General features: G+C 50.0%; 2 protein-coding genes. Both read right to left on the bottom strand.

The genetic code is table 11. From position 1 onward, the window contains the following. On the bottom strand, positions 1 to 1,927 hold a 1,927-nt coding region (speA, locus tag AC2JC8_RS10035), incomplete at its 3' end, for a biosynthetic arginine decarboxylase (protein ID WP_484594677.1). Next, positions 1,921 to 2,311: type II toxin-antitoxin system VapC family toxin (locus AC2JC8_RS10030; protein ID WP_484594676.1), on the bottom strand; the 391-nt coding region annotated here is incomplete at its 5' end. The genes speA and AC2JC8_RS10030, both read right to left, overlap by 7 nt.

Here is a 2,311-nt window from a genome sequence, read left to right as displayed (position 1 = left end):
TGATGGGTTCCCCTTGGTAATCGGCTTCTAGATAGGTACTTTGTTGCAGCGATTGTTCAAGATGTTCCATTAATTTACTTGCAGCGGCAATCGATAATTCACCGCGGGAAATAGAGGCTTCACTCGCTTGGCGCAGGCGCTCAAGCAGGATGTTTGGGTTATGTTCCATTGCCTTTAATACTTCTGCATTTGTGTTACCACGAACCACATGCTCCACCTGATATGTACTACCGGCGCCCAAGCGAATATTTACGGCATTAGTGCTACCAAAAAGGTTATGTAAATTACCCATAACTTCTTGGTAAGCGCCAGCAAGGAAAAGGCCAATCCAATATGGCTCTCCTTGTTTAAGGCCATGAAGTTCTAGTAATGGTTTTTCACTACCTGAATTAATAAAACGAGCGAATTTGCCATCAGAATCACATGTTAAATCAGCAAAACTGCCCAGTTGATTGGGTTTTTCATCGAGGCGATGGATCGGCATTATCGGAAATAATTGATCAATCGCCCAGGTGTCTGGGGCGGAGCGGAAAATTGATAAATTGGCGTAATAAGTGTGAGCTAGGGCAGCTTGTAAACCGCGGAGATCTTCTGGCACATCATCTGCCGGTAATTGACCGGAAATTGCCCAACAACAGGCCCAATAAAGCTGTTCTGCTTGCCCCCTGTGTTTCAGACTTAAGTAACCAAGCCTGAAACTAGATAAGGCATCGTCTTTAAATTTACGGGCATCATTCCAGGCTTCTTGTAGATTTTGGGGATTTATGCCTGCAAGAGTTTCGCGCAGATTGCGCACAATTAATGGTTCTTCTGGTTGTTGTTCCGGCACCTGATTAGCAACGGCGGTATTACCAAGTACGTTGAAAACTAATATCGAAAAGTGGCTTGCGATCGCCCTGCCGCTTTCGCTTACTAAAGTTGGCATTGCAATCGCCTTTGGTTCGCAGCATTCTTTAACGGTTGCTACCACATCATTTGCATAGTTTTGCAGTGAATAATTAGTGGAAGCAGCGCTGGCGGTGCGGCTGCCGTCGTAATCAACACCAAGGCCACCGCCCACATCTAGGTAACCCATCGGGGCACCTAATTCGGCAAGTTGCACATAAAGCTGACCCGCCTCCTGGAGCGCATCTTTGAGCACCGCAATATTGTTGATTTGGCTGCCGATATGAAAATGCAGAAGCCGCAGATCATTAAGCAGATTTGTTGCCCTCAATGCCTCCACGGTGGCCAAAAGATCAGGCACCGATAGCCCAAATTTTGCCCGATCACCCACAGAGCTACCCCAGCGGCCAGTGCTGCGGGTAGATAATTTGGCTCTAATGCCTATCAAGGGTGCGGCACCAAGTGTTTTACTGGCGCTGATGATGCGTTCCACCTCATCGGCTTGCTCGATAACCACCACTGGTTGACGACCCAACTGCCTTGCCAGAATTGCTGTTTCTATGTAGCGGTTGTCTTTGTAGCCATTGCAAATCAGTAGGGCGTCGGGATCGTTTAAAAGCGAAAGGGCAATCAGTAATTCCGCCTTGCTACCCGCCTCAAGGCCAAAATTCCAACGGCGGCCACTCTCCACCAGCTGCTCCACCACATGGCGCTGTTGGTTGCACTTAACTGGGAAAACACCCTGGTAGCGCCCGCTATAGCCGTATTGAGCGATTGCCCGTTCAAAAGCGCCATGGAGCCGCTCCAGCCTGTCTTCCAAGATGTCGTCGAAGCGAATCAAGAGCGGTAGGTGAAGGTTGCGGTTTTGCAGGCCCTCCACTAGTTCCACTAAATCCAGGGAGCCACCACGATCGCCCCGCGGCTGCACGATCACATGGCCTCGACTGTTCACGCTGAAATAGGGATCTCCCCAGCGCTCTAGGCCATATAGGGCAGCGCTATCGGCACTGGTCCAGGCTTGTGCGGGGCTGGAACTCACCATATCGATTGCACGTGGGCGTATTGCCTGATTCTGGCGTCAGCAGACACCAACGGCAGGTTTAGTTGGCGAGCTTGAGCTACAAGGAAGCGATCCGCTGGATCGGCATGGAACGGTTCGGGCAGACGGGTGGCATTTATGACAACTCGAGGCTGAAGGGGTAGGAGTTTGATGGCAGGGATGGAACTGATCAGGTCAAACCATTTTTCGCTATCCATGCTGAGGCTTAGGCGGCCGCGTTCTAACAGCATTGCTACCTCCCAGCAGCTGATTGCACTCACAAGAAGTTTTTGTTTTTGATTGGATCGCCTGTTGCTTTCAATTGCGGCTAAGGCTGCTTTTGATAAACGGTTTAAATCACCATTTACCCACCAGATCAGCACATGG

This window comes from Synechococcus sp. (assembly GCF_982614295.1).
This window is presented reverse-complemented; position numbering and strand designations above follow the sequence as displayed.